General features: G+C 61.4%; 21 protein-coding genes. 5 read left to right on the top strand and 16 right to left on the bottom strand.

Annotated features, from left to right (window positions below):
• Window positions 1–58: 58 nt before the first annotated feature.
• Window positions 59–361, bottom strand: coding sequence for an FmdB family zinc ribbon protein (locus H5P28_RS02175; RefSeq protein ID WP_185674057.1), 303 nt, complete (start codon window positions 359–361; stop codon window positions 59–61).
• 215 nt (window positions 362–576) lie between these two features.
• On the opposite strand from H5P28_RS02175, the gene H5P28_RS02180 reads away from it, so the two are divergent.
• Window positions 577–3,630 carry an ATP-binding protein gene (locus H5P28_RS02180; RefSeq protein WP_185674058.1) on the top strand — a complete coding sequence of 1,018 codons (3,054 nt, stop codon included), beginning with the start codon at window positions 577–579 and terminating at the stop codon, window positions 3,628–3,630.
• 137 nt (window positions 3,631–3,767) lie between these two features.
• Here the strand turns inward: H5P28_RS02180 and def are convergent, their stop codons facing one another.
• The 5 genes from def to H5P28_RS02205 all read right to left on the bottom strand — a co-directional run bounded on the left by def (window position 3,768) and on the right by H5P28_RS02205 (window position 9,494).
• Complete coding sequence (def, locus tag H5P28_RS02185; RefSeq protein ID WP_185674059.1) at window positions 3,768–4,343, bottom strand: peptide deformylase; 576 nt, start codon at window positions 4,341–4,343, stop codon at window positions 3,768–3,770.
• Window positions 4,344–4,490: 147 nt separating this feature from the next.
• Window positions 4,491–5,960, bottom strand: coding sequence for an Asp-tRNA(Asn)/Glu-tRNA(Gln) amidotransferase subunit GatB (gatB, locus tag H5P28_RS02190; protein WP_185674060.1), 1,470 nt, complete (start codon window positions 5,958–5,960; stop codon window positions 4,491–4,493).
• 126 nt (window positions 5,961–6,086) lie between these two features.
• Complete coding sequence (gatA, locus tag H5P28_RS02195) at window positions 6,087–7,547, bottom strand: Asp-tRNA(Asn)/Glu-tRNA(Gln) amidotransferase subunit GatA (RefSeq protein WP_185674061.1); 1,461 nt, start codon at window positions 7,545–7,547, stop codon at window positions 6,087–6,089.
• Between the two features lie 286 nt (window positions 7,548–7,833).
• Window positions 7,834–8,127 (bottom strand): Asp-tRNA(Asn)/Glu-tRNA(Gln) amidotransferase subunit GatC, encoded by a 294-nt coding sequence (gene gatC, locus H5P28_RS02200; protein ID WP_185674062.1) that lies wholly within the window; start codon window positions 8,125–8,127, stop codon window positions 7,834–7,836.
• Between the two features lie 101 nt (window positions 8,128–8,228).
• Window positions 8,229–9,494 carry an ArsB/NhaD family transporter gene (locus H5P28_RS02205; protein WP_185674063.1) on the bottom strand — a complete coding sequence of 422 codons (1,266 nt, stop codon included), beginning with the start codon at window positions 9,492–9,494 and terminating at the stop codon, window positions 8,229–8,231.
• Between the two features lie 289 nt (window positions 9,495–9,783).
• On the opposite strand from H5P28_RS02205, the gene H5P28_RS02210 reads away from it, so the two are divergent.
• On the top strand, window positions 9,784–11,718 hold the full coding sequence (locus H5P28_RS02210) for a BCCT family transporter (protein ID WP_185674252.1): 1,935 nt from the start codon (window positions 9,784–9,786) through the stop codon (window positions 11,716–11,718).
• A gap of 260 nt (window positions 11,719–11,978) precedes the next feature.
• On the opposite strand, the gene pheT is transcribed toward H5P28_RS02210, so the two are convergent.
• From pheT to H5P28_RS02235, 5 genes are all read right to left on the bottom strand, one after another.
• The gene (gene pheT, locus H5P28_RS02215) at window positions 11,979–14,402 is read right to left on the bottom strand and encodes a phenylalanine--tRNA ligase subunit beta (protein WP_185674064.1); all 2,424 of its coding nucleotides are present in this window, start codon (window positions 14,400–14,402) and stop codon (window positions 11,979–11,981) included.
• A 163-nt stretch (window positions 14,403–14,565) separates the two neighbouring features.
• Window positions 14,566–15,606 (bottom strand): phenylalanine--tRNA ligase subunit alpha, encoded by a 1,041-nt coding sequence (gene pheS / locus H5P28_RS02220; protein WP_185674065.1) that lies wholly within the window; start codon window positions 15,604–15,606, stop codon window positions 14,566–14,568.
• A gap of 226 nt (window positions 15,607–15,832) precedes the next feature.
• On the bottom strand, window positions 15,833–16,192 hold the full coding sequence (gene rplT / locus H5P28_RS02225) for a 50S ribosomal protein L20 (RefSeq protein WP_185674066.1): 360 nt from the start codon (window positions 16,190–16,192) through the stop codon (window positions 15,833–15,835).
• 84 nt (window positions 16,193–16,276) lie between these two features.
• Entirely contained in the window at window positions 16,277–16,477 is a 201-nt protein-coding gene (rpmI, locus tag H5P28_RS02230; RefSeq protein ID WP_185674067.1) for a 50S ribosomal protein L35, read from the bottom strand.
• Between the two features lie 103 nt (window positions 16,478–16,580).
• The gene (locus H5P28_RS02235; protein ID WP_185674068.1) at window positions 16,581–17,648 is read right to left on the bottom strand and encodes an endonuclease/exonuclease/phosphatase family protein; all 1,068 of its coding nucleotides are present in this window, start codon (window positions 17,646–17,648) and stop codon (window positions 16,581–16,583) included.
• Between the two features lie 251 nt (window positions 17,649–17,899).
• Here H5P28_RS02235 and H5P28_RS02240 point away from each other — a divergent pair, with 251 nt between their 5' ends.
• Entirely contained in the window at window positions 17,900–18,823 is a 924-nt protein-coding gene (locus tag H5P28_RS02240) for an alpha/beta hydrolase (protein ID WP_185674069.1), read from the top strand.
• A gap of 188 nt (window positions 18,824–19,011) precedes the next feature.
• Here the strand turns inward: H5P28_RS02240 and H5P28_RS02245 are convergent, their stop codons facing one another.
• A complete protein-coding gene (locus tag H5P28_RS02245; RefSeq protein ID WP_185674070.1) occupies window positions 19,012–19,632 on the bottom strand; it encodes a ClpP family protease in 621 nt (206 codons plus the stop codon).
• Between the two features lie 174 nt (window positions 19,633–19,806).
• Between H5P28_RS02245 and H5P28_RS02250 the strand changes: the two genes are divergently transcribed.
• Entirely contained in the window at window positions 19,807–20,184 is a 378-nt protein-coding gene (locus tag H5P28_RS02250; RefSeq protein WP_185674071.1) for a hypothetical protein, read from the top strand.
• Between the two features lie 111 nt (window positions 20,185–20,295).
• Window positions 20,296–21,024 (top strand): DUF1573 domain-containing protein, encoded by a 729-nt coding sequence (locus tag H5P28_RS02255; RefSeq protein ID WP_185674072.1) that lies wholly within the window; start codon window positions 20,296–20,298, stop codon window positions 21,022–21,024.
• Between the two features lie 248 nt (window positions 21,025–21,272).
• Here the strand turns inward: H5P28_RS02255 and sufT are convergent, their stop codons facing one another.
• The 4 genes from sufT to ahr all read right to left on the bottom strand — a co-directional run bounded on the left by sufT (window position 21,273) and on the right by ahr (window position 25,805).
• Window positions 21,273–21,845 (bottom strand): putative Fe-S cluster assembly protein SufT, encoded by a 573-nt coding sequence (gene sufT / locus H5P28_RS02260; protein ID WP_185674073.1) that lies wholly within the window; start codon window positions 21,843–21,845, stop codon window positions 21,273–21,275.
• Between the two features lie 3 nt (window positions 21,846–21,848).
• The gene (sufD, locus tag H5P28_RS02265; RefSeq protein WP_185674074.1) at window positions 21,849–23,174 is read right to left on the bottom strand and encodes a Fe-S cluster assembly protein SufD; all 1,326 of its coding nucleotides are present in this window, start codon (window positions 23,172–23,174) and stop codon (window positions 21,849–21,851) included.
• Between the two features lie 123 nt (window positions 23,175–23,297).
• Complete coding sequence (sufB, locus tag H5P28_RS02270; RefSeq protein ID WP_185674075.1) at window positions 23,298–24,710, bottom strand: Fe-S cluster assembly protein SufB; 1,413 nt, start codon at window positions 24,708–24,710, stop codon at window positions 23,298–23,300.
• Between the two features lie 90 nt (window positions 24,711–24,800).
• On the bottom strand, window positions 24,801–25,805 hold the full coding sequence (gene ahr / locus H5P28_RS02275; protein ID WP_185674076.1) for an NADPH-dependent aldehyde reductase Ahr: 1,005 nt from the start codon (window positions 25,803–25,805) through the stop codon (window positions 24,801–24,803).
• Window positions 25,806–25,840: the final 35 nt, after the last annotated feature.

Below are 25,840 nucleotides of genomic sequence, written 5' to 3' on the forward strand. Positions count from 1 at the left end.
GCCAGACCGGAAGGGCGGGCATTGCGACCGGCGATAATCCGCGGCCCCGGCCAAAAGGTCAAGGCTTGAGGGTGTCGGGAGCGGCGGAGTCCTTACCCGCGACCTTGTGGTAGGTCCCAGTGAGTTTGTCCCGTTCGTAGCGCGTGAAGCCAGCCTTCTCCACGTTTTCGTTACTCAGCTTGTTCTGGGTCGAGCCGGGCGTGTACTTAGAGCCGAGATTGGGCGGAAGGTAAACGCGGCGAACCGGTTGGCCGGTGCGGGGGTGCTGGGTGAGCGGCGCGGCACTCATGGGCTGCTCGATCTCGAAGCGCTCACCGCTGCTGCCGTCGCCGGTTATGACTTCATAGACATAGATTGGCATGTCGGGAAAGATACTCGTTTCAGGGGAAATGGAAACATCGCATTTTTAAATGGGTATATTACCTTAACTTATTTAATACAACAAGATCCGTATGTACTGATGGAAAGTTACCCTATTACCCGCGCGGAGAGACATTGGTGAAAGTGTAACCTTGTCAGTGTGAGTCGCTTGCCCTTAATAACCGGGCGATGGGTGAGCCGACTAACGCCGCAAAAATGGCGAAAACCCCCTCTTTTGCGCAATGGCAGGTTTCGGGTGGACCGGTGCTCAATATGACTGTGCTGGTGTGGAAACTGATCGCAGTCGCAGCGTTTTACCTTGTGCTGGCTGAGATCGGAAGCCAGATGGCGCTGCGGGCGCTCGATGGGTATGTCAACCTGCTTTGGCCGGCGTCGGGCCTCGCTGTGGCCATTCTGATGAGGGGTGGCCTGAAGTATATTCTGAGCGTCTTCGCCGGTTACGTGCTATGGTCCTTATGGCTTCGCGAGCAGCCGGCTGCCTATGCCATATCCCTGGGAGCGGTCTATGCGGTGACTTCCGCTTTCGGGGCCTTGGTCCTGCGTCGGGCGCTGCGAGATGACTATTCGTTGGAGAACATTCGCGGGGTATTTCTCTTCATCCTTGGAGGACCGTTGCTGGTCGGCCTGCTTAGTGCCTCCCTCAGCGCGGCGGTGATTTGCGCGCTGGTGGACACCGTGCCGTGGAGGGATTACAGCCGCCTGTGGAGTCCCTGGTTTTTGGGGGAAGGACTGGGCATCCTGGTGGTGACGCCGTTTCTGCTCGTATGGACTTCCCGTACAAAGATCAACTGGAGTAACCGGCAGTTTGCCGAGGTCGGAGTCTGGATCGGTGTGCTCTCGTTCTTCGGCATTGTGATTTTTGGAAACTGGGCACCGACGGATACCCTGCGTTACCCGCTCGAACTGGTGCTTTTCCCCATCATGGCCTGGGGGGCGATCCGCTTCGGGCAGCGGGGGGCCACCACCGGCATCGTTCTGCTCTCGATCATGGCGATGTGGGAACTGCTCCAGGTCTTTGGCCCGGAAAAGAAGTACATCAGCCAAAGCCCCGAGTTTCTATGGGTCTTTGTGGGGGTCATCAGTTGCACGAGCTATTTCCTGGCCGCGGTGCTGACTGAGCTGCGCCGCCGGGAGGAAGTCAGTCGCCTGAATGAAATCCGCCTGCGCGGGTTCATCGACGCGCTGCCCGACATTGCCTTTGTGGTGACGGCGAAGGGGCGTTATCTGGAAATTTTCTCGCGTGAAAACAGCCCGCTCGGGCGCAGGGCGGAGGGGCTCAAGGGGCGTACTTTCAGCGAATCCTGGCCCCAGGTGCAAGCGCGTGAGTTTCAGGCGGCGGTGGACCTTTGCCTGGAAAAACGCGACCAGATTTCGCTGGAGTACTCGCTTGAGGTTGCCGGTTCGCCCTATTGGTTTGAGGGGCGTATTGCCCCCATCACGGGTGATCAAGGCGAGGAGGATCAGGTTATCTGGGTGGCTTACGACATCACCGAGCGAAAACGGACCGAAGCCGCTCTCGTGCAGAGAGACCAACTCCTGCAAGGGGTGTCTCGGGCGAGTTCGCTGCTGCTGGGAGTCCGCGATATGAGCGAAGCTGTTGAGCGGGCCTTGCGCGCCATCGGTGAGCATGCCCAGGTCGATCGCGTGACGATCTTCGAAAACCGCTTCGACATGGACGGCAACCAGATACGTCCCGAAAGGTGCTACGGCTGGGCTCGCCCGGGCTTTGAGCTCGACCCGGAGCGGATCAATGCCGACTGCTGGCAGGGGGAACGCCGGGACTGGTATGACCGGATGGCCGCGCATGGTGTGGTCCAGGGCGTGGTGCGGGAAATGTCGCCCAACTTGCGCCGCTGCTATGAAGACCTGGGGGTGGTCACCATTCTGATGACGCCGATCCATGTCGAAAGCTACTTCTGGGGGGTGATGGTGATCGCCGATTGCGGTCGGGAGCGCCATTGGGAGGAAGGCGAAACGGCGGCTATTCAGTTGGCGGCGGCTGGCATTGGGGCGTTTTTCGTCAACCGCCAGGTCGAGGAACAGCTTCGCCATGCCAAGGAAAATGCTGACCGTGCCAATATGGCCAAGGGCGAGTTCCTCGCGATGATGAGCCACGAGATCCGTACCCCGATGAACGCGATCCTGGGCTTTGCCGACCTGCTGGCACAGACAGCGCTGGACCCTGCGCAGATGGAGTCGCTGTCCGTGATCGACCGCAGCGGCAAGGCCCTGCTGGAGCTGATTAACAACATCCTCGACTACTCGAAGATCGAGTCCCGCGGGATCGAACTCGAATACATTCCTTTCAACCTGGAAACAACCATCGTCGAGTCGCTGGAACTGGTGCTGGTCAAAGCCCGCGAGAAAGGCATCAAGGTCAACTACACGCTGAGTGGGGCCGAGTCCTACGACTACGTGGGCGATCCGCACCGGCTCAAGCAAATCATTCTCAACCTGGTCAATAACGCGGTCAAGTTTACCCAGAAAGGACAAGTCGAGGTAAACGTGCGCGTGCACTCTACGCCTGCCAGCGACCGCGAGCGGGTCTATGTCGAGGTGGCGGATTCGGGCATCGGCATCGCTCCGTCAAAGCTGGACCGGCTTTTCCAGCCTTTTTCGCAGGTGGATTCATCCACGACACGCAAATATGGCGGAACCGGGCTTGGGCTGGTCATTTGCAAGCGACTGGTCGAGAAAATGGGCGGGGACATCCAAGTCACGAGCGAGGTGGGAAAGGGGTCGGTCTTTTCCTTTGATTTTGAGCTCACCCGCTCAGGGGACCCGGTATTGTCGCGCCCAAACATCGGCAAGACCGTTTTGACGGAAGATTTCGCTCATGACCATCCCTTGTCGGTTCTTGTCGTTGAGGACGATCCAATCAACCGCAAGCTCGTTCAGGAAATCCTCGCGCGGCTCGGCTACACGCCGGATATGGCGGAGGACGAGTCCGAGGCCTCACGGCTGCTGCGCAAAAACAGCTACGACATCGTGCTGATGGACATCCAGCTTCCCGGTCGGAGCGGGCTGGAGATCACGCGGCGTCTGCGCTCGGGCGAGTACGGAAAAGCCCGGCAGGATATTTACGTGTTGGCGGTGACCGCGTTCGCGCTGGCCGAGGATCGCCGCAAGTGCCTTGATGCCGGCTGCAACGACTACATGGCCAAGCCGCTATCCATCGTCCAGCTCAAGGACACGCTTCTATACGTGTACAAACTGGGCAGCACCCGCAGACTGCATCCGGATTTGTAGTGGGTTTCGGATACAAATGGCGGAATGGCTAAATGGTTAAAATGGCTAATTGTTGTTTTCCCCGTTCCGCATCCAACAATTAACAATTGGCCATTTAACCATTTAAAAGTTGTGGCTACAGTGTTTCTTAAGCCTCTCTAATTCTGAGACTTGAGAAAATCTCGGGTGTCGCGGCGCAGGCGGCGGATTTTCGACTCCAGCGGACGCAGAACACGAGGGTTCATTCGGTCGATGAAGAGCACGCCCTGAGTGTGGTCGTATTCGTGCTGAATGATCCGGGCGAAAAGCCCGTCGCAAACGATCTCGTGCGGGTTTCCGTCGAGGTCCTGAAAACGCATGCGCAGGCGGGTGGGGCGCTCGACCTTGCCGCGAATGCCGGGGAAGGACAGGCAGCCCTCCTCGTAAGGTGCTTCCTCGCCGGAGAGGGTCAGCTCGGCGTTGATCACAGCCAGGGGCATGATGAGGTCCAGCGGCGGGTGCTTGCCGTCGTAGAGGTAGTCGGGATCGTCTTGATCCTCATAGACGGGGACCTCCATGACAAACATCTGAATGGCTTTGCCGATCTGCTGGGCAGCCAGGCCGATGCCTTCGGCTTCGCGCATGGTTTCAACCATGTCGTCGGCGAGCTTGCGCAACTCGTCGTTGAACTCCGTCACCGGCGCGCCCTTTTCCTTCAGGACCGGCTCTCCGTACTGGGTGATGCGTAACAGCATTAGACCGACAAGTTAAACGACCTCCCGCGCCGATGGGAACCCGAAAATGCCCTCTGGCGGCCCTGGTGTAGCGTTAGCCAAGTTCTTGCTATGTTTTTTGAGGGCTATGCACCCCCAACTTATGACAGGAACTAAGCGAAGACCACACTAGCCGAGAACCTTGGCGAGCATTTCCTGAATTTTGCGCGGGTCGGCCTTGCCCTGAGTTGCCTTCATGATGGGGCCGATGAGGGAGTTGATGGCCTTGGTGTTGCCCTCCTTGAACTGGGAAATGGCCTTCTCGTGCTTGGGGTCGGCGGCGACTTCGCGCACGATGGACTCCAGTTCGCCGTCGTCGTTGTGGGCCTGGAGGCCCTTTTCTTCGACGAGAGTGCTGGGCATCTTGCCGGTGGCGTACATCTCGGTAAAAATCGTCTGCGCGATCTGCTTGGTAATGACACCGTCCTCGACAAGCAAGGTCAGCTCGGCGATGTGGGCCGGGGCCAGCTTGCACTCGGAGAGGGGTAGACGGCCTTCTTCCTCGCCGCCGGAGAGTTCGCGCAACAGGTCGTTGGCGATGAGATTGGCCACGGCCTTCGGGGCGACCTTGCCGCCAGTGTCTTCAAGGGCTTCCTCGAAAAAGTCGGCCAGCTCCTTGTCCGGGCACAGCACAGACGTGAGTGTGTAGGGCAGGTCGAGCGTTTCCATGAAGCGCCGCTGCCGGTCGAAGGGCAGCTCGGGCAGCTCCTTGGCGAGGACCTTCAATTGTTCCTTGCCGATGGAGACGGGCATCAGGTCGGGCTCGGGGAAATAGCGGTAGTCGTGGGACTCCTCCTTGTCGCGCATCTTGGTCGTGACCTGCGTGCTCGGGTCCCAGCGGCGCGTCTGCTGGTGGATGGCCTCGCCGGAGGTGACGGCGTGGATCTGGCGTTTGATCTCGTAGGCGACAGCGTTGCGCACGCCCGAGATGGTGTTCATATTTTTCAGCTCGACCTTGACGCCCAGCTCCTTCTGGCCCTTGGGGCGCACGGAAATGTTGGCGTCGCAGCGCATCTGGCCCTTTTCCATGTCGCAGTCGGAGAGACCGGCGGCGAGGATGTTATTGCGCAGCGCGGTGAGGAAGGCGAAGACCTCGTCGGCATTGTGCATGTCTGGCTCGGTCACGATCTCGCACAGCGGGGCTCCGGCGCGGTTGTAGTCCACGAGGCTGTCGTTGGCGAAGTGGGTGAGCTTGCCCACGTCTTCCTCCAGATGGATGCGCGTGAGCTGCACCATGCGGTGCTCACCCATGACATTGCGCGAAGCCCCGAGCATTTCGATCTCGACCTCGCCGCCCTCGCAGATGGGCTGGTCGTACTGGGAGAGCTGGTAGTTCTTCGGGCTGTCCGGATAGAAGTAGTTTTTGCGGTCCCACTTGCAGCGCTCGGCGATCTTGCACTTGCACAGCAGGCCCAGCAGGACGGTCTTGCGGACGGCCTCCTTGTTCATGACCGGGAGCACGCCGGGCAGGGCGAGCACGACGGGGTCGGTCAGGGTGTTCGGCTCGGCCCCGTAGTGGTACGGCGCGCGCGTGAACATTTTTGATTTCGTCTTGAGCTGGACGTGGACTTCCAGCCCGATGTCTGCGGTGAATTCCATGATGCTAAATGGTTAAATGGCTAAAGGGCTGAATGGTTGTGAGTGCTAAATGGCTGATTGTTGACGATGGCGCTTGTTTTTTCGGTAACTAATCGAGCAGCCCTTTAGCATTTAACCATTTCTATTCTACAGTTCCGCGACGGCGTCCTTCCACTCGTGGGCCTGTTCGTAGCGGTGGGCGACCGCGAGCAGTTCGTCTTCGGCGAAGGGCTTGCCGATCAATTGCAGGCCGATGGGCAGCTTGCCGGAGGTGAAACCGCAGGGGACGGAGATGCCCGGCAGGCCGGCGAGGTTGACGTTGATGGTGTAGATGTCGTTCAGGTACATGGCGAGCGGGTCTGCCTTTTCGCCGCGCTTGAAGGACGGGGTCGGGGTGGTCGGGGTGAGGATGGTGTCCACCGACTCGAAGACCTGCATGAACTCCTCGCGGATGAGGGTGCGGATCTTCTGGGCGCGCAGGTAGTAGGCGTCGTAGTAGCCGCTGGAGAGCACGTAGGTGCCCAGGATAATGCGGCGCTTGACCTCGGGGCCGAAGCCCTCGGCGCGGCTCTTGAAGTACAGGTCAACGGCGTCCTTGGCGTTCTTCGAGCGGTGGGTGTAGCGGATGCCGTCGTAGCGGGCGAGGTTGGACGAGGCCTCGGCGGTGGCCAGGATGTAGTAGGTCGGGATGGCGTACTCGGTCATCGGGAGCGAGACCTCCTTCACCGTGTGGCCGTCTTTTTCGTAAAAGGCGATGGCGTCCTCGACGGCGGCCTTGATCTCGGGGTCCAGCCCCTCGGCGAAGCACTCCTTGGGCACGCCGATGGTCCACGGGCCTTCCTTCTCGGTGAGGGCGGCGCGGTAGTCGGGGAGCTTGGTTTTATAGGAAGTGGAGTCGCGACGGTCGTGCCCGGCGATGGCCTGAAGCAGGAGCGCGGCGTCCTCGACCGTGCGGGCGAACGGCCCGATCTGGTCCAGCGAGGAGGCGAAGGCGGCCAGCCCGTAGCGCGAGACGAGTCCGTAGGTGGGCTTGAGGCCGACCACGCCGCAGAAGGCCGCCGGTTGGCGGATGGAGCCGCCGGTGTCCGAGCCGATGGACAGCGGGGCCTCCAGCGCGGCCACGCAGGCGGCGCTGCCCCCGGAGCTGCCGCCGGGCACGCAGTCGAGGTTCCACGGGTTGGAACTGGTGTGAAAGGCGGAGTTTTCCGTGGACGAGCCCATCGCGAATTCGTCCATGTTGAGCCGCCCCCACAGGACCGCGCCCTGGGCTTTTAAAAGCTCGGTCACGTGCGCGTCGTAGGGCGAGACGAAGTTCTCCAGCATGCGCGAGGAGCAGGTCAGGGGCTGGTCTTTGACCGCGAGGATGTCTTTGAGCGCGACGGGCACGCCGTCGAGTGGTCCGGCGGCGCCACCGGCGGCGCGGCGTTCGTCGCTGGCCTTGGCCTGAGCGAGTGTCCACTCGGCATCGCGCGAGTTGAAGGCCTTGACGCGGGCTTCCACCGCCTCGGCGCGGTCGATGAAGGCCTGGGCCACCTCGACGGCGGAGACGGCCTTGCTGGCGAGCGCCTGCGAAAGCTGGGCGGCGGTCTGATGGATGATGTCCGACATGGGAAATAGAGGAATTTAATATTTCACCGCAAAGACGCAGAGACGCAAAGGGCAACTGCGCTGGGTGGGAATGTGAAAACGTCAGTCTTCTGAAGAGTGGCTTACTGGGTTTAAAATCAAAATGGCTGAAGCGTTCATTTCTGCTTTTCGAAGTCTCGTTGCTCTGCGGGGTAGGAGCCTAGATGGTTTGACGACTGAGTGAGCGAGTCTTGTTTGGTGCACTGGGGTAGGAGCCTTTCTGGCTCCGTAGGGGCGAAGCCCCTCAATGCCACCGGGTGTAACCCGGTCAGGCGTCTTCGACGACTTTGGGGACGACGATCTGGTTGTCGCGTTGGGCGGGGGCGTTGCGGAGGGCCTGCTCGACGGGGAGGGGTTGGCCCGGCTCGTCGTCGTCGAGGACGTTTTCGAGGGAAAAGGCGTGGGCCATCGGCTCGACGCCGGAGACGTCCACCTGGTTGAGCTTGTCCACATAGGCGAGAATGTCCTCCAACTGCGAGGTGAAGGTGCGCTTTTCCTCGTCGGTGAGGTCGATCCGCGCCAGGCGCGCTACGTATTCGATGTCTATCTTTTCAGACGGCATCCAGTGGTTCTAACATCCCCCGGGCAGAGGTCACGGAGATTTTTCAGCCGTTTTTGCTCAGAAAAAAACACCTTCCGGGCACTGCCACGGTCGCTGTTGGCTCAAAAACCGGCCATGAACAAGATCCAGACCGCGGCCAGAGCCATGCTGACGAGAGTGACGGGGATGCCCGCCTTGGCGAATTCGCCGAAGCTGATCTTGATCCCGCAGGCCGCCGCTTGCTCCACAACGATGATCCCGGCCAGGCTGCCGAAGATGATCATGTTGCTGGAGAAGCCGGTCCCCAGGGCGAGGGCGGCCCCGAGAGCGTTGGCGGTCTCGCCGGGATGCAGGTAGGGGACCAGCAGCATGACGGTCGGGTTGTTGCCGACGATGTTGCTGAGCGTCCCGCCGACGATGAAGAGGGAAAAGGGGTGGTTCAGGTCGATCCCCGCCTCGCGCAGCCGGGCGAGGATTTCCTGCGGCAGTCCGGTGTTGGCAAAGGCGGCGTTGACCACGAACAGACCCATGATCAGGAGCAGCAGATTGCCGTCCACGTTTTTGAGCATGTCTTTGGAGGAGGTGCGGCGGCTGATCAGCAGCACGCCCGCTGCGGCCAACGCGATCAACTCACGCGGCCAGGGGCTGAAAATAAACGCCACGATGACGCCGCTCGCCACGATGGCCCCCTTAATTGTTTCGCCCATGTCGAACTTCGGGGCCTCTTCGGCGGGAGCGGTGGGGATGTCCGTTTCGGCGGTTTTGGGGATGCTCCAGCGCTTGCGGTACATGAAGGCGACCACCGCCCACACCAGCGGCAGCGAGATCAACGCCGGGATGCCAGCCACTTTCAGGAAACCGTCGAAGGACAGTCCCAGACCCTGCGCGGCAATCATGTTTTGCGGGCTGCCGATGAGCGTCCCGGCCGAGCCGCTGTTGGCGGCGAAGCAGAAGGCCAGCAGGAAGGGCACGGGATTCAGCCCGCGGGCCAGGGTGAGCGAAACCAGCAGCGGAGTCATGGCGACGACGACCACGTCGTTGGTCAGCAACGAGGACAATCCGCCGCCGACGGCGATGAGCACGGCCAGCAGGATCGGGGGGCTGACAGGGAGGGCGGCTACGCGCTGAGCCGTCCAGGCGTAAAAGCCGGACACAGCGAAGGCGGCCGATACGACCATGAGTCCGAAGAGCATCCCGACCGTGCGGTAGTCGATGGCGTCCCAGGCGGCCTCGGAGGTGATGCTGCCCATCGTGAGCATGGCGAGCATGCCAACGATGGCCGCGCCCGTGCGGTCCACCTTGAACCCCGGCAGGGTGCCGAAGCCCATGGCCACATAGACGAGCAGAAAGACAATGAGGGTCAGGTCCGTTTGGCCGGTGAGGTGCATGCGGGTGAAAAACTTTGATGGCCCGGCGTTTATGCCAGCCTATGATAGTGTTTTTCTTAATTCCTCCGGTGCCGGAGGTCACGGACAATTTTGATTTTAATTACGGCCAACGGTTTCTCTCGGGAGGGGCCGTTTGTCTGTCTGACGTATTCAAGAGTGGATACTTCAGGCGTCGCAGATTGCTTTGAAGGCCTGTTTGCGACGGTCGGTGACGGTGCGTGGGGGAAAGTTCCCTTGTCAGTATTTTCCGTGGATGCTATGGGTCTTAGTTGTGTCTATTTATGAAAAAATCAAAAAATCCGCCCGTTTAATAGATAAGCCCACCTTTTTGGGTGCTCTGGGGTTGCTTTTGGCGGCGACCTTGCCGCTGGTGTTCTGGCCGGCCTCGGGCGAAAAATGGGTGTCGGTTGCGCGCGCCTTCATGGTCGATGAGGTCGGATTTGGCTACCTTGTCCTGGGACTGGGAGCCTTTTTGTTCATGATCTATATCGTTTTCAGCAAGATCGGGCAGATCAAGCTGGGCGACCCGGATGAGGATCCTGAGTTTGCCACTGGCTCGTGGGCAGCGATGCTCTTTTGCGGCGGGATCGGGGCGAGTATCCTGTACTGGGGGATTATCGAGTGGGCCTACTATTTTACCAATCCGCCCTTTGGGGCCGAGCCCGGGAGCGAGGAGGCCATTAGTTGGGCCACGGCTTACGGGATGTTCCACTGGGGGCCGATCGCGTGGGCGATTTACCTGATCCCGGCCCTCCCGATCGCGTATTTTTACTATGTGCGCAACCGGCCCGTGTTGAAAGTTTCGGCGGCGGTCGCGCCGGTCATCGGTGACAAGTGGGTCGAGAGCTGGCCGGGCAAAGTGATTGATATTCTTTTCATCTTCGGCCTGCTGGGCGGGGCGGCGACGACGCTCGGGCTGGCCGCCCCCATGATCACCGAGGGCATGCACGAGCTCTTCGGCCTGCCCAAGTCAAACTTCATGCAAATCATGGCCCTGTTGGGCTGTACGGTGGTCTTTGCGGTTTCCTCCTATGTGGGACTTGAAAAGGGCCTGAAGCTGCTCAGCAATATCAACCTGTGGCTGGCGGTCGCTCTGTTGGCCTTTGTGCTGATCGTTGGGCCGACGATGTTCATGCTCGAAACGGGGCTCTCCTCGCTGGGCAGGATGCTGAACAACTTTTTCACCATGGCGACCTATACCGAGTCCTTCGGTGGGCTGGCCGGTTTCAGTAAAACCCACTTCCCGCAGGACTGGACGATTTTTTACTGGGCCTGGTGGCTGGTCTTTGCCCCGAGCATGGGGCTGTTTATCGCCCGCATTTCGCGTGGCCGTACGATCCGCGAGATGGTGATCGGCTCGATTTGCTTCGGCTCGGCGGGCTGCTTCCTGTTCTTTATCGTCCTGGGTAACTATGGACTGCACCTGCAACTGAGCGGGGAGCTGGATATTGTGAGCATCCTCAAGGAGGACAACGCCTTTACCGCGATCTTCGCCGTGCTCAACACGCTGCCGTTCAAATGGGTGGTGGTGCTGGCCTTTACTGTGCTGGCGGTGCTGTTCACGGCGACGAGCTTCGACTCCATTTCGTATATCCTGGCTTCGGTCGTGCAGAAGGATGTCTCCGAAGAGCCGATGGCCTGGAACCGGCTATTCTGGGCTTTCGCGCTGACCTTTATGCCAACGGTGCTGCTCCTGCTCGGTGGACTGGAAACGCTCCAGACGGCGGCCATCGTGGGTGGGCTTCCCTTGCTGGCCATTACCGTCATGCTGTCCATCTCGACGCTGCGCGTGGCGCGGCTGGACCTGATGCTGCACCCGGATTATACCGAGCCGGTCATCAACATCGAGAACGTTCCCGAGGTCGATCCCTGGTCGCCCGCCGGGCACGCACTGAAGACGTTTGAGGAGAAAAAGGATCAATTGCAGAAGGCCCTGAAAGAGGAACTGGAGCGCAAACGCGAGCTGCGAACCTTTAAGGAGCAAATCCGCCAGACCAAGGCCTTCCGCGCCTTTCACCTGCGCGGCCATGACACCTTGGACGTGATCCGCCTGGAGCGTCTGCGGGAACTGGAAAAAGCCGCCAACGACGCCAGCGAACGCCGGATCGAAACCGTCCGCGAGGCTCAGGAGGCGCGGGCTAATTTCGACCGGGCCGTGGTCGAGCAATCGGCCACGAAACAGGACAACGCCGGCGACGACTCCGGAGCCGACGCGAAAGCATAAGCGGAGCTTGTTTAGCGTCTGATGCTACGAGGTTAAATAGCATCAGACGCGTAACGCTCCGTTGCCATCGGAGCATCTCCACAATTTCCGGTGCCGCATTCAGCGTTTACCTGGTGACTTGTTAGCTAAGTTCTTAACAAATGTTAATGGCCACAAAAAGGCACAAGAAGCACAAAAAACTTCGTGGATACAGATGTCGCTCTGCGTCTTTGCGCCTCTGCGGTGAAAATATTTTTATCAGGAACTAAGCTAACGGGACACTAGGTGCGGGTGGTGTAGCCCATGTCCTTCACGGCTGCCTGGATGGCGTCGAAGGCGGCGTTGACTTCCTTGTCGGTCAGGGTGCGGTCGGGGGCGCGGAAGCTGATGGCAAAGGCCAGGCTCTTTTTCCCCTCGGGCAAGCCCTGTCCGGCGTAGAGGTCGAAGGCTTCAACCCCCTCGCAGGCGAAGCCCGCCTTGCCGATGGCCTTGGAGGCGGCCTTGAGCAGGTCGCGGCGGACGGCTTCGGCGGTGGTGGCCGCATCGACCACGAGCGCGAGGTCGCGGGTCGAGGCCGGGAAGCTGCTGAACGGGCTCAGGCGAATAGTCTTGCCGGTCTTTTTCTCCAGAAACTCGGGCAGGAGGATGAGTTCCCCCGCCAGCACGAGCGTGTCCAGGTCCCAGTCCTTGAGCGCGTCCACGCTGACCAGCCCGGCGAAGGCCTTGTAGCCGTTTTTCTTCCAGCAGGCGGCGCGGGCGGAGTGGCCCGGCTGCCAGAAGGCCTCGTCCTCGATCACCTTGTAGTCGAGCTTGGCCGGTTTGATCCCGGCGAGTGTGGCCAGCTCGGCCACGAGCTTTTTGGCGGTGAAAAAGTCCGGGGCTTCGCGGTCACGCCAGCGGCGGCGTCCGTCGTCCACGGCGATGACAAAGGCGACGCTGGCCAGTTCCCAGAGCTTGCCCTCGACGGTGCGGAAGACGCGTCCGGTCTCGCAGAGGCGGGCCGGGTGGTTGCCGTTGTTGAAGTTCAGGCGCAGGGCGTCGAGCAGACCGGGGATGAGCGAGGGGCGCAGGTGGCTCTGCTCGGTCGTGAGCGGGTTGTCGAGGCGGAGGGCGTCGGCGCGCTCCTGCCCGAACCACTTGGCCACGCCGGTGCCGTCGGTCAGGGTATAGTGCGAGCACTCGGCGAAGTTCTCGCCCACGAGCTTTTGCACGGCCTGGCGGTTAAAGACGGCCAGCGCATCGTCCTCGCGGGTGAGGCCGGTGACTTTGACCCGTGACTCGGGGATGTCCGCCGTGCCGTGCAGGCGGATGAACTCCTCCACGAGGTCAATCGGGCGGTCCACCTCCGGGCGGAAGGAGGGCACGAGCACGCTCCACTGGTAGGAACTGGTGTCCACCGTGAAGCCCAGGCGGGTAAAGGTCTCGGCGATGGCGCTGTCCTCCACCTCGAAGCCGCAGACGCGGCGCACGTAGTCGGGGGTGATCGTGATGGTGCGGTCGCCCCGGGGCGGCTCGCCGACGATGATGCTCTTGCCGACGACTTCGCCCCCGGCCACTTGCAGGATGAGGTCGATGGCGCGGCGGGCGGCGAAGTCCACCCCGACCGGATCGACATCGCGCGAGAAGCGGTGCGAGCTGTCGGAAAATAGGTTGAGCGCGCGCGAGGCGGCGCGGATGGAGCCGGGGCGGAAGTAGGCGCTCTCCAGCACGATGTCGGTCGTGGAGGCGTCCACTTCGGCGTCGAGGCTGCCCATGACACCCGCAACCACGAGCGGGCGCTCAGCGTCGGCGATGACCATCATCCCGGCGGCGAGCTTGCGCTTGTGCCCGTCAAGGGTGGTGATTTCCTCGCCCTCGGCGGCGGGGCGGACCACGATCTTGCCGCCCCGGATTTTACTGGCGTCAAAGGCGTGCAGCGGCTGGCCGGTTTCCATCAGCACGTAGTTGGTCACGTCCACCACGTTGTTGATCGGGCGCAGGCCGACGGCTTCGAGGGCCTTTTTCAGCCACTCGGGGGAGGGGGCGATTTTCACGCCCTTGATGGAGCGGGCGGTGTAGAGCGGGCAGTCGGCGGTCTCGACCTCGACGGCGGAGATCAGCCCCTCGCCGGTGCCGGGGTGCTGCTTGACCTTGGGCAGGCGCAGCTCCTTGGCATAAAGCGCGGCGATTTCGCGGGCCACGCCGATGTGGCTGAGGCAATCGCCGCGGTTGGCGGTCAGTTCAAGCTCGATCACGGTGTCGCCGCCGGGGAATACGTCGTTGATCGGCGTGCCGATCTCGGGGCGCTGCTCCAGAATGAGCAGGCCGGCATGGTCCTCGCCCATGCCCAGCTCCTTGGCCGAGCACATCATGCCGTTGGAGGGGACGCCGCGCAGCTTGCTCGCCTTGATCTTGAAATCGCCGGGCAGGACGCAGCCGGGCAGGGCCACGGGCACGCGGTCGCCGACCTTGTAATTACTCGCGCCGCAGACGATCTGCTGGGGCTCGCCGTCGCCGACCTTGACCATGCACACGCCGAGGCGGTCGGCGTCGGGGTGCTGCTCGCGGGAGAGGATTTCTCCGACCACGAGGTTTTCAAACTGCGGCAGGCCGGTGGATTCGACGCCCTCGACCTCAAGCCCGATCATGGGCAGGTCGTTGGCCAGTTGTTCCGCGCTCACGTCGAGATCGACGTAGTTCTTGAGCCAGTTGAGGGAGATTTTCATCGGGAAAGAGAGGTTGTTTTAATGGGTCACGAAGAACACAAAGGAGACACGAAGAGCACGAAATAAAGTGCCGACGGTTTTGCGTCTATATCGGTTCTTTTTCTGAATAAAATCTTTGTGAGCTTCGTGCCTGCTTTGTGTTCTTTGTGACCGTATTAATTCTTCAAGCGAACTGCTGGAGGAAGCGCAGGTCGTTCTGGTAGAAATAGCGGATGTCGTCGATGCCGTGGACGATCATGGCGATGCGCTCGATGCCCATGCCGAAGGCGTAGCCGGTCCATTTTTCGGGGTCGTAGCCGACGTGCCTGAAGACGTTGGGATCGACCATGCCGCAGCCGCCCAGCTCGATCCACTGGTTGGAGAGCTTGCCGAGGTTGGGGGTCTTCATGTCCAGCTCGAAGGAGGGCTCGGTGAAGGGGAAAAAGCTCGGGCGCAGGCGCACGGTCGAACCCTTGCCGAAGATCTCCGCCACGAAGTAGTCGAGGATCGCCTTCAAGTCCACCACGGTGACGTTTTTGTCCACGTAGAGGCCCTCCATCTGGTGGAAGTTGGCGCTGTGGGTGGCGTCGGTGGTGTCGCGGCGGAAGACCCGTCCGGGGGAAATGATGCGCAGGGGCGGCTCCTCCTTCATCATGGCGCGGATCTGCACCGTAGAGGTGTGGGAGCGCATGAGGTAGCGCTCGGAGCCGTGCTTGGTCACGTTGTCCACCGCGGCGGCTTCGGGCAAAAAGAGCGTGTCCTGGGCGTCGCGGGCGGGGTGGTCCTCGGGTGTGTTGAGCGCGTCAAAGCAGAACCACTCGGTTTCCAGCTCGGGGCCCTCGGCCACGGTGAAGCCGACCTTGCGGAAGGCGGCCTCCATCAGGCGGCGCGTCTGGGTGAGCGGGTGCAGGCTGCCCGAGGCGATGTCGGGGCAGGGCAGGGTCGGGTCGATGGGCGGGCCGAGCTTCTCGGCGGTCTCGGCGGCCTCGATGCGCTCCAGGGTCGCGGCGTAGAGGGCCTCGATCTGCTGCTTGGTCTCGTTGAGGAGCTTGCCCATGGCGGGCTTGTCCTCCTTCGGGACGTCCTTCATGCCCTTCATGGCGGCGGTCAGCTTGCCGTTGGGGCCGGAGATAGTGGCCTTGAACGCTTCGAACGCGGCGCGCTTTTCCAGCGCGGGCACGGCGCTCTCGACTTCGGTCACGATGGCTGCGAGTTGCTCTTTCATGGAGTGGAAATGGTTAAAGGGTCAAATGGCTGGATGGTTGATGCAATAAACGGCTCAAATGGGCGATGAGGGATGGTTTGCGTATCGGAAACCGGCGGCAACGTGACAGGCGCGGGGGCCGCGCGACGACGCATTAACCATTTAGCCATTTTCAACCAACAAAAAAGGCGGCCATAATGAGGCCGCCTTTCGTAAATTTCAAGGTCGAGCTTGTGAGGAACGCGCTTTAGGCGTTGACCGCGGTCTTGGCCTTTTCGACCAGGGCGGCGAAAGCGGCCTCGTCATGGATGGCGAGTTCGCTCAGAGCCTTGCGGTCCAGCTCAATGTTGGCGGCTTTGAGACCGGCCATAAATCGGCTGTAGGCGATGCCGTTGATGCGGCAGGCGGCGTTGATACGGATGATCCACAGCTGGCGGAACTCCGTCTTTTTCTTGCGGCGGTCGCGGTAGGCGTAAACGCCGGCGTGCATGGCAGCGTCCTTGGCGTAGCGAAACAGCCGGGACTTGTTGCCGAAGTAGCCCTTGGTGGACTTGAGGACGCGCTTGCGACGTTCGCGCGAAGCGGGTGCGTTGGTTGCTCTAGGCATGTTGTGTAGTCTTTCTTAAGTATGGGAGCGGCAGGGTCGCCTGGTGGTTGTTCACCCTGTCCGGCTCAGTTAATAATCAATCACTTAGATATCGTGATGCGGGAGGCCGACACGGAGCTGCTTGACGTAGCCTGACGGGACGAGCTGGTCCTGACGGGCGGCACGCTTTTGCTTGGAGCTCTTGTTGCGCAGGAGGTGGCGGTGGTTGGGTTTGCGACGCATAACCTTCCCGGTGCCGGTCACCTTGAAGCGCTTGGCCATTGCTTTGCGGGTTTTCTGACTCATGATTTCGTGAAAAGCGGAGAAAACAAAGGGTTTTGCCCCTTATGGCAAGGAGAAATGTAAAAAAGTGCGCTCGCCGCAGCGAGTATTGCCTGTGCCGGGGAGTTCACTGAGGGCGAACACGGATGGTTGTCACCGCGAGGATGCCGACGTGGTCGGAGAAACGGGTTTCGCCGTCGGGCAGGTGGCCGTCGAGTTTTTCGCCCTCGGTGTGTTCAAAAACAAAATCCGTGCTCCCCACGGCCAGCACGTAGTCGATGGGGGACCAGCGCCGGGAAAGCTCGATCAGGCCGCAGCTCTCAATCTGCCCGGTCCAGAAGGGGTCGTCCTTGCGGTAGTTCAAATCTCCCGCGATCAGGACCGGGGTGTCGTTGGCTCCGGCGGTTTCGGCCAGCCCGAGCAGTTCGGCCATCTGTTGCTGGCGCAGTTCACGGTAGCGGTCGCCAGAATAACGGGCGTGCAGGTGGCTGTTGATGACGCGGATCGGGCCCAGACCGGGCAGGGTGACGGAGATGAGGCCCGCGCCTTTGCCGGCCCACCAGTCCCCCTCCTCGAAGGCGAAAGGATCACCCCCGCGTGAGAAGCGCATGAACGCCGCCTCGTCTATCGGATAGCGGCTGACGGTCAGCAGGCCACTGCCGCCGGGGGCGCTGGAAAAGTACCGCCAGTGCGCCAATCCGGCCCGGGCCAGGATGTCGCAGAGTGTACGGCGGTCGGCTTCGAGAAACACTTCCTGAAAGCAGGCGATGTCGGCACCGCTTCGGGCGACGGTTTCGGCCAGGGCCTGGATACGCTTCGCGCGGTGGGGCGTGAGCGCGGGCAGGCCCCAGACGTTCCAGGTGGCCAGGCGCAGGGTGGCTTCGCCCGGAGGGAGAGGGAACCAGGGAGATTGCTCCAGCGCGTCGGGCGAAGAGACCGCCGGCTGCACATGCCAGGTGGCGAACATGCGCCCGCCGATCAGGATCAGGCCCATGAGCAGCAGGGCCAGAACAATGCCCGCCTGACTCAGCCTGGATCTCCGCCTGAACCAGTTGCCCGTCTTTTTCTTCCTCATTGCCCGTACATTCGAGCAGTGGGCAGGGAAGTGCAACGCCACAGCTTGCGGGGCCTGCTTTTTGTCGTCAACTTCGGCGCTGAGGTGATTGAACAATACGGGGGCGTGTCGCGTAGTCACGTGTCATGACGCGGGGGCGGGCTTTTGCTATACTGGAACCTCCGGCGGCAGCCTGATAGGCGATTCCTTTATATCTCTCGCCTGTCCGCAGGTTTGCCTTACTCCAGTTTAAAGCGGTTAGAATAAAGTCGTAGCCACCGTTTAAACGCAGAATAGCTAAATGGTTAAATGGCCGATTGTTGTTTTCCGAATTCACCATCCAGCAATTAACAATCAGCCATTTAACTATAATATCCCTAAAACCCTTTACTATGAAAACCTGCCCATTCAGAGGTGTTTCCTTCTTTTTCCTGTTAACGATGGCCATCGGCATGATGGTCCCGGCTCTCTGCCGCGCGGCCCCGGAGTCGGGGCCTTTCAAGGTGGAGGAATCCCAGGTCGTTTTTAAGGAAATCAACGGCGTCAAGCTGGCGATGAGCGTTTACTCGCCGGTGATGAAGGAGCGCAAGGACCTGCCCGCGATCATCTTTTTCCACGGCGGCGGCTGGAATGTGGGTTCGCGCCGTTCCTTCGACTTGCAGGCGAAGTACCTCGCCTCGGTCGGGATCGTGGTGTTTTCGGCCGATTACCGCTTGGCCACCCGCGACAAGGTGACCGTCGCCGAATGCGTGAAGGACGCGAAATCCGCCATCCGCTACATCCGTGAAAACGCGAAAGACTTCGGTATTTCGCCGGACAAGATTGTTGCCTCGGGGGCCTCGGCCGGAGCGCACCTGGCGGCCTGCACGGCGGTGGTCGAAGGCTATGACGAGTCTGGCGACGATCTGGACGTGTCCGCCGTGCCGGACGCGATGATTCTCTTTTGCGCGCCGGTGCGGATCGAGCGCGAACGCCTGAACGCCGCCTATCAACAGCGTTTCGACGGGCAGGAGGAAGCGCTCTCGCCCTACAACCATGTCCGGGCCGGGCTGCCGCCGACGCTCCTGCTCTCCGGCGACAAGGACACGCAGGTGCCGATTGAGTTTGTGCGCGGCTTTGCTGAAAAAATGCAGGCCTCCGGCAACGAATGCGTCGTGGTCGAATTCGCGGGCAAGGGACACGATTTTTCCCGTTACGACCGCCAGCCGGATTCCTTTACCCAGTCGCTGGCCGAGGTGGAAAAGCGCATGGACGAGCTCTACGGGCAGAATCAACCGTCCTGGCTTGAGGCCTACGTCGCGACCCTGAAACAGTAGGCGCGCTGCGGCTGCGGTTTAGTGCGCCGGTGCGAGCGTGTGTCGTGGCGATGGCCACACGCCCGGGCGAACTGCAAGCGGCGAGACGATTTTTGCAACGACAAGACATAAGAAAAGCCGTCCGGAATCACTCCGGGCGGCTTTTCTGCTGTTAAAAACGTGGGCGAAGATGCCCCGGCGGGACAACTCTAGATCTGCTCGACGATCTTGTCCACCAGGCCGTATTCGATGGCCTGGGTGGCGGTCATGTAGAAGTCGCGGTCGGTGTCCTTGACGATCTTTTCCAGCGGCTGGCCGGAAGAGGCGGCGAGGATGTTGTTGAGCTCGACACGGAGCTTTTCCATTTCCTCGGCCTGGATGTTGATGTCCACGGCGGGGGCGACGATCCGGCCCATGATGAGGGGCTGGTGGATGAGCACGCGGGCGTGCGGGAAGATGAAGCGGTTGCCCTTGTCGGCGCCGCAGAGCAGGATCGAGCCCATGCTCGCGGCCATGCCCGTCACGGTGACGCGGATGGGCGAGGAAAGGAGCTTCATCGTGTCATAGACGGCCATCCCCGCGGTGATGGAGCCGCCGGGCGTGTTGATGTAGAAGTCGATGGGCTCGCCGGGCTTGTCGCAGTCCATATAGAGGAGCTTTTCCATGACTTCCTGCATGGATTCGTCGTTGACTTCGCCCCAGAGGAAAATTTTGCGCTGCTCGAGGAATTTCTTTTCCACCAGCATGCGGAAGCCGCCCTTGGGCTCTTCCTTGCCCTTTTCTTCGCACCCGCCGTCGAAGCGAACCGTGTCTTTATCGAATGTGTTCATAGGATTGAGTGCGAATGTAGGCATGATGTGCAGTTTTACCAATCAAAAATGCGAATCTCTGCCAACGCGATTGCGTCGCATACGGAGCGGAATGTCGCTTAATGTATGATAAAATCATCACGCGGGATCGTGAATTGCCTTTAAACCCGGCCATGAAGCTCCGATACTGGACCCATGCCTGTAACAACAACCTCAACGTCTGTTGCCGCCGGGGAGGGCGAGGACTCCTCTGACCGAACGGACCTGTTCGGCTGGTTCAAGCCCTGGGTCCGGCTGGGGAGTTCCTATATTTCCTGGGAAGAGGGGGAGGAACTGCGCTCTCACAAGGTGATGGTGCGCACCCGGCCCGGTGTGCAGCTCTCCGTGCTCAGCGACGGCAGCGAGCATGTGCGTTTCCACAGCAACCTGACCTGTCTCGACGAGCGGGGCTACTATCAACTGAAGGTCTGGCCGCGCTCGACCCGGGGCTATTGCGAGGATAAGATCACCCTGCTGGCTACGCTACCCGGCGGGCGCGAAAAACTCTATCGCATCCGCGCCTGTGTGGATTGATGCGCCTGTGTGGTTGGGGGCGTGAAGGGGTGAGAATGGACCAGGGGGCATTCGCCTGAAATCACGGCGTCCGCTTGACCTGTAGGCCGGAGTTGTTTTGCTGAGAGGATCATGAAGCCGATAAACTTTGCACTGGCCGCTCTCCTCGGGGCCGGAACCGTCCTCCCCCTCCGTGCCGAGCTGGAGTGGGAAACGACCACGGTGACCGCCCCGGCCGAGTTCGGGCAGGCGTCCCTGCAGGCCGCTTATCCCTTTAAAAATACGGGCAGCGAGCCGGTGCGCATCGTCGAAGTGAAGACCTCCTGCGGGTGTACCTACGCCGCTGCCAGCCAGCAACTGATCCCGCCCGGCGAATCCGCCGAGATCGTGGCCTTCTTTGAGACGGAGGAGCGCGAGGGGCCGCAGACCTCAAGTATCACCGTGCTGACCGACGAAAAGGCCCATCCGGCGACGGTGCTGCGCTTTCACTCCGATATCCCTCCGGCGGCGTTGCTGCCGACGCGCGTCGTCAAGTGGAGCACCGCAGACGGACGTGAGGCGAAGGTTTTGGAGATCCCGACGCAGCCGGGAGTCGAACTCGTGTTGGGCAAGCCGAAACGCCCGCTGCCCGTCACCGTGCAACTGGAAACCTACGATTCCAAAACGCGCCCGGCCAGCGCCTCCGCCGCCCAGCCGGGTAGCGACAGCGATCCTGCCTCTGCCGGGCAAGCCCCCGCTAACGGCTACACCTTGACTCTTACTCCTCTGGAAGGGGAAAGGGGCTCAGGCATCCTGCCCATTGAGGCGCATTGGGCCGATGGGCGCTCACGCGTTTATAATATCTACGTGCGCTGCCAGTAGCGTCTATCCAGCTTTGAGGTTTATGCGAGAGGGTGTTTTTTGAAAAAAACACCCTCTCGCGCTCTCCCCAAAAACGTTTGAGACGGAACTTCGTTCCTTCGCAAGAACGGCGGCTTTCAACCAGCTTTCAATGCCGGAGAGACTCGCTATTAGACACACCCGGTTTCCCCGGGGCAGCGGCCTTTCTGGCCGCGATGGGGCGGAGCCCCATCACGGTGCGCAGCACCGAGGGTGCAGGGCATGCCCTGTTAGATGAGGCCGAGCTCCATCTTGCCCTCTTCGGAGATCATGTCCTGATTCCAGGGCGGGTCCCAGACGATGTCCACCTGCGCTTCGCTGACGCCGGGCACGGTCTCGCAGCGGATGCGGGCATCCTCGGCGATGGCGGGGCCCATGCCGCAGCCGGGCGCGGTCAGGGTCATCTGGACGTTGACCTTGTAGCCGCCTTCCTCGCGTTCGCTGGCCTCCAGCGAGTAAACAAGCCCGAGGTCCACGATGTTGACCGGGATTTCCGGGTCGTAAACGGTCTTGAGCGCCTCCCACAGTGCGCCTTCTTCGGGCGGGCCGGAGTGGTTGGCGTCCGCGCCGCTGGCGGCGGCGGGAACGCCACCGTTTTCCGCGCCGGGCTGTTCTTCGCCGAGGGCGTCGGCGTCTTTGCCCAGGATGCGGAACATCCCGTAGTCGCACACGATGGTGAAGTTGCCTCCGAGGCGGTGGGTGATGTCCACCTCCATGCCTTCGGGCAGGTTGATCTTGTCACCGGCGGGAATGACGGTGGCTTCGACTTCGCGGGTGAGGGTGCGGTGGTTGTCGGCGGGCATGGTTTACTCGGATTCCTGGAATTTCGATTGTACGAGGTTCCTCAGGTTATCTTTGAGTTCCTCGTTGTCGATCTTTTCGATGATTTCCTCGAAAAAGCCGAAAACGAGCAACTGCTCGGCGATCTTTTTCGGGATGCCGCGCGCGCGCAGGTAATAAAGTTGGTCGGAATCGATCTCGCCGGTAGTGGCACCGTGGGAGCACTTGACGTCGTTGGCCTCGATCTCCAGGCCGGGCAGCGAACAGGCCTCGGCGGTGGGGGAGAGCAGCAGGTTGCGGTTGGTCTGGTAGGCGTCGGTCTGCTGGGCGTCCGGCTCGACTAGGATCATGCCCGAGAAGATCGTGCGGGCGTCGTCCATGAGGGCGTTCTTGTAAAGCAGGTCGCTGGTGGCGTGGGGGGCGGCGTGCGTCTGGAGCGTGCGCTGGTCAAACTCCTGCTCGCCAGTGGCCACGGTGAGCGAATACATCTTCACGTCCGCTCCCGGCCCGGCGACGCGGGTCTGGTTCTCCAGGCGGGCGTAGGTGGCGCCGAGGTTGACGGCGATGGTCTTGACGCTGGCGTCGCGTCCGGCGGCGTTGGCCTCGACCTGGAACGACTGCGCGGTGGGGGAGAGGTTCTGGACGATTTTCCGGAAGACCTGAGCGCCCGACCCGGCGTGAATGGTCCCGGTGGCGATGGACAGCGACGGGCAGCAGGCCGTTTCCTTGGCCGAGCCGTAGTAATCGACGAAGTCCACCTTGGCGTTGTCCTCGGCCACGAGCAGGGTGTGCGGGAAGACGGCCTCCTCGCAGTCGCCGCACCAGTAGTAGGCGCAGAGCGGGTCCTTGATCTCGACGCCCTTGGGCACGTAGAGAAACGCGCCGTCCTGGAAAAAGGCGTTGTGCAGGGCGAGGAGCTTGTCCGAACCGAGCTTCTGGTCCTCGGCCAGGAAGTACTTCTGCACGAGCTCGGGGTGCTCCTTGAAGGCCTGGCTGAGGGGCATCCAGACGACGCCCTTGTCGAGCAGTTCCTGCGCCGCCGGGTCAAAGGCGGTCACGCGGTTATCCGCGAAAACGAGCCGTCCGGCCCCCTTGGTGACGAGGTTCGACCGGGCCAGCAGGGCCTCCTTTTGCTCCGGGGTGGATTCGCTGGCCGGGCGGAAGGTGTCCAGGTCGATGTTCTTGATGCCGGAGAAGCGCCAGCGCTCGTCCTTGCGCGAGGGCATGGGGAGGGTTTGGAAGGCTTCCCAGTTGCTGCGCTTGATGTCCTGCAACCAGGGCAGAGCGGACCATTCGGCCAGGTGCGCCTCGAAAGTCGCGGTGTCGAAAGCGGGTTTGTCTAAGGTGGGCATTTCTAGAAGTTTGAGAATTTGAGAGTTTAAAAGTTTGAGAGTTGGTGGGCGGTCGTCGTCAGGAGTTCGGAAGTTTAACTTTCAAACTCTCAAACCCGAGACTCTCAAACTGCGCCGGAGGCCTTAGCCGACGGAGCCTTCCATTTCCAGGTCGATGAGGCGCTTGAGCTCAACGGAGTACTCCATCGGGAACTCGCGCACGAGGTCGTTGACGAAGCCGTTGACGGCCAGGCTCATGGCCTCGCCCTCGTTCATGCCGCGCTGCTGCATGTAGAAGATCTGCTCGGCGCTGACCTTGGAGACGCTGGCCTCGTGCTGGACGCTGTTGTGATCGCCCCGGACGTTGATGGCCGGGTAGGTGTCGGTGCGGCTGTTGGTGTTGATCAGCAGCGCGTCGCACTCGGTGTTGTTTTTGCAGCCCTTCAGGTGCTTGGGTATCTGGACCAGCCCGCGGTAGCTGGAGCGGCCCTTGCCCACGCTGATGGACTTGGAAATGATGTTCGAGGTCGTCTCGTCGGCGGCGTGGACCATCTTCGCGCCGGTGTCCTGGTGCTGACCGTCGTTGGCTAGGGCGATGGAGAGCACCTCGCCGCGGGCCTTGCGGCCCTTGAGCACGACGCCGGGGTACTTCATGGTCAGGCGCGAGCCGATGTTACAGTCGATCCAGCGCACTTCGGCCTCTTCCATCGCCATGCCGCGCTTGGTCACGAGGTTGAAGACGTTGTTGGACCAGTTCTGCACGGTGATGTACTGGATTTTCGCGCCGGGCAGGGCGATCAGCTCGACCACGGCCGAGTGCAGGGTGGCGGTGTCAAACCTCGGGGCGGTACAGCCCTCCATGTAGGTCATTTCGCTGCCCTCATCGGCGATGATGAGCGTGCGCTCAAACTGGCCGAAGTTCTCGGCGTTGATGCGGAAGTAGGCCTGGAGCGGCTGGGCGACCTTCACGCCCGGGGGCACGTAGATGAAGCTGCCACCGGAGAAGCACGCGCTGTTGAGCGCGGAGAATTTGTTGTCGCCGCTGGGGATGATTTTGCCGAACCACCTCTTGAAAATCTCGGGGTACTCGTGCAGCCCCTCGTGCGGGCCGACGAAGATCACGCCCAGTTCGGCCAGCTCTTCCTTCATGCGCGAATAGACGGCCTCGGAGTCGAACTGCGCTTCCACCCCGGCGAGGAACTTGCGCTCGCTCTCGGGGATGCCGAGGCGCTCGAAGGTCTGCTTCACGTCGTCGGGCACCTCGTCCCACGAGCGGCTGGCCTTCTGGCCCTTGGCCAGGTAGTAGCGCACGTCGTCAAAGACGATGTTCTCGAGGTCCTTCGTTGCCCAGTGGGTGGGCAGCGGCTTGTCCTCAAACATCTTGAGCGCCTTTTTGCGGAATTCCCGGACCCAGGCGTCTTCGTTTTTGACGTTGGAAATGTAGTCAATGGTGTCTTCTCTGAGGCCGATGCCTGCGTCGAAGGCGTAGTCTTCGGCAAAGGAGAAGTCTCCCCTGCTGCGGTCGATGTTGATATCGGGTGTGGCGGTGTCGCTCATGATAAGTTTAAAAAATTGAGGGTTTGAAGGTTTGAGTGTTCCGGACGGGCTGTGGCGTGTATCCGTTTTTCAATACAGCGTGGCGCGGGCTCAGTTGCGGTCGAGGACGATGCGGTAGCGGGCCTTGCCGCTGCGCAGGTGGTCGAAGGCGTCGTTGATCTTCTCCATCGGGAAGTGTTCGGTTACGGGTGCGATGTTGTGGCGGGCGCAGAACTCCAGCATGTCCGCCGCGGTGGCGGGGCTGCCGGTGGGGGAGGCCATGATGCGCTTCGCGCCCATGATCATGGGCATGACCTCGAACTCGACCGGCGGCACCGCGCCGACGAAGTACAGCGTGCCCGCCGGGCGCAGCGTGTTGATGTAGGCGTTCCAGTCGAGGTTGACGTTGACGGTGACGAGCACCATGTCGAGCGAGCCCCGGACTTTTTCCAGCGCCTTGGGGTCGCGGGAATTGACAAAGTGGTGCGCGCCCATCGAGCGGGCTTCCTCTTCCTTGGCCGGACTGCCGGAGAAGGCCGTCACCTCGCAGCCCCAGGCGCGGGCGAACTGGAGGGCCAGGTGCCCGAGTCCGCCGATACCGACCACGCCGACCCGCTGGGTGGGGCGGATGTCCGCCTCGATGAACGGGTTAAAGACTGTGAGTCCGCCGCAGAACATCGGGCCGACCTTGGAAGCGTCGAGCGCCGCCGGGATCGGGATGGCCCATTCGCTTTTGCAGACAACGTGCGAGGCAAAGCCGCCGTGCCGCCCGACGATGGTCGCCTCGACGGTGGAGCAGCGGTTGTGGTGGCCGCTCATGCACTCGCGGCAGTGCATGCACGAGCCGGAGGACCAGCCCACGCCGACCTTTTGGCCGAGTTGGAGGTGGCGCACGTCGTCGCCCTTCCACAGCACGGTGCCGACGATCTCATGCCCGCCGACGAAGGGGTAGGTCGTGATGCCCCAGTCGTTGTCGAGCATGGAGAGATCGCTGTGGCAGATGCCACAGTGTTCGACCGCGACCAGCACCTCGTGCGGCCCGAGATCGGCGGCCTTGTATTCAAAAGGCTTGAAATCGGCCTTCGGTTCGGCCGCGGCGTAGGCTTGGATGTTCATGCGGAAGTTTGAATGTTTGAGAGTTTGAGGGTTTG

The sequence above is a fragment of the Ruficoccus amylovorans genome (assembly GCF_014230085.1).
GTDB lineage: Bacteria > Verrucomicrobiota > Verrucomicrobiia > Opitutales > Cerasicoccaceae > Ruficoccus > Ruficoccus amylovorans.

What these genes read in the sequence shown, in the direction of transcription:
- sufD (WP_185674074.1), bottom strand. Translation starts at nt 23,174, where the DNA reads ATGCCCACCTTAGACAAACCCGCTTTCGACACCGCGACTTTCGAGGCG.
- sufT (WP_185674073.1), bottom strand. Translation starts at nt 21,845, where the DNA reads ATGCCCGCCGACAACCACCGCACCCTCACCCGCGAAGTCGAAGCCACC.
- pheT (WP_185674064.1), bottom strand. Translation starts at nt 14,402, where the DNA reads ATGAAAATCTCCCTCAACTGGCTCAAGAACTACGTCGATCTCGACGTG.
- sufB (WP_185674075.1), bottom strand. Translation starts at nt 24,710, where the DNA reads ATGAGCGACACCGCCACACCCGATATCAACATCGACCGCAGCAGGGGA.
- pheS (WP_185674065.1), bottom strand. Translation starts at nt 15,606, where the DNA reads ATGAAAGAGCAACTCGCAGCCATCGTGACCGAAGTCGAGAGCGCCGTG.
- def (WP_185674059.1), bottom strand. Translation starts at nt 4,343, where the DNA reads ATGCTGTTACGCATCACCCAGTACGGAGAGCCGGTCCTGAAGGAAAAG.
- H5P28_RS02245 (WP_185674070.1), bottom strand. Translation starts at nt 19,632, where the DNA reads ATGAACACATTCGATAAAGACACGGTTCGCTTCGACGGCGGGTGCGAA.
- gatA (WP_185674061.1), bottom strand. Translation starts at nt 7,547, where the DNA reads ATGTCGGACATCATCCATCAGACCGCCGCCCAGCTTTCGCAGGCGCTC.
- gatC (WP_185674062.1), bottom strand. Translation starts at nt 8,127, where the DNA reads ATGCCGTCTGAAAAGATAGACATCGAATACGTAGCGCGCCTGGCGCGG.
- H5P28_RS02180 (WP_185674058.1), top strand. Translation starts at nt 577, where the DNA reads ATGGCGAAAACCCCCTCTTTTGCGCAATGGCAGGTTTCGGGTGGACCG.
- gatB (WP_185674060.1), bottom strand. Translation starts at nt 5,960, where the DNA reads ATGGAATTCACCGCAGACATCGGGCTGGAAGTCCACGTCCAGCTCAAG.
- H5P28_RS02240 (WP_185674069.1), top strand. Translation starts at nt 17,900, where the DNA reads ATGAAAACCTGCCCATTCAGAGGTGTTTCCTTCTTTTTCCTGTTAACG.
- rpmI (WP_185674067.1), bottom strand. Translation starts at nt 16,477, where the DNA reads ATGAGTCAGAAAACCCGCAAAGCAATGGCCAAGCGCTTCAAGGTGACC.
- H5P28_RS02205 (WP_185674063.1), bottom strand. Translation starts at nt 9,494, where the DNA reads ATGCACCTCACCGGCCAAACGGACCTGACCCTCATTGTCTTTCTGCTC.
- ahr (WP_185674076.1), bottom strand. Translation starts at nt 25,805, where the DNA reads ATGAACATCCAAGCCTACGCCGCGGCCGAACCGAAGGCCGATTTCAAG.
- H5P28_RS02255 (WP_185674072.1), top strand. Translation starts at nt 20,296, where the DNA reads ATGAAGCCGATAAACTTTGCACTGGCCGCTCTCCTCGGGGCCGGAACC.
- rplT (WP_185674066.1), bottom strand. Translation starts at nt 16,192, where the DNA reads ATGCCTAGAGCAACCAACGCACCCGCTTCGCGCGAACGTCGCAAGCGC.
- H5P28_RS02250 (WP_185674071.1), top strand. Translation starts at nt 19,807, where the DNA reads ATGCCTGTAACAACAACCTCAACGTCTGTTGCCGCCGGGGAGGGCGAG.
- H5P28_RS02175 (WP_185674057.1), bottom strand. Translation starts at nt 361, where the DNA reads ATGCCAATCTATGTCTATGAAGTCATAACCGGCGACGGCAGCAGCGGT.